Below are 493 nucleotides of genomic sequence, written 5' to 3' on the forward strand. Positions count from 1 at the left end.
CTCAGCGCCACAGTGGAGTATGAGGAAACGGGATGGTATGATGGTCAGATATGGGTTAAAACTCCAGAAGTTTTAGCTCGTGATCGGCTTCTAGGCTCATTTTCTGTCAAGCCTGTGCTAAACAGGGTGAAGTTCACCTTGGTGGGTCTGGCAGGCTCCCTGATCCTTTGCATTCTTCTGTACGTGAACACGGAAACCCCAAAGGAACCTTATGGAAATACCGGTGGAAGGTCTATCCCGGGAGTGTACAGCGACGCTGCTGCAAGGTCGTTTGAGCCCGATGCATTCTGTGGAGAACCTGATTTGTCGTAGCATCGTAAAGCGTGGAGCATGGAAGGTTTGTAGATGGCGGTATATGGTCTCACAGGGTATATACGGGGGTTTCTGTACGGGGTTTCTGATCCATCAAACTAGGGTAATGTAAATATTTGGCCACACCCACACTAGTATCGACATTTTAGACGCAAGCCTCTTATGAAAATTTATCCTGATG

The 493-nt window shown here is 48.1% G+C and carries 1 protein-coding gene; it reads left to right on the plus strand.

The genetic code is table 11. From position 1 onward, the window contains the following. Positions 1 to 312: CGLD27 family protein (locus tag FWJ25_RS20845; RefSeq protein ID WP_149601890.1), on the plus strand; the 312-nt coding region annotated here is incomplete at its 5' end. Between the last annotated feature and the right edge of the window lie 181 nt (positions 313 to 493).

It is taken from the genome of Marinobacter salinexigens (assembly GCF_008370345.1).
GTDB classification, from domain to species: Bacteria; Pseudomonadota; Gammaproteobacteria; order Pseudomonadales; family Oleiphilaceae; genus Marinobacter; species Marinobacter salinexigens.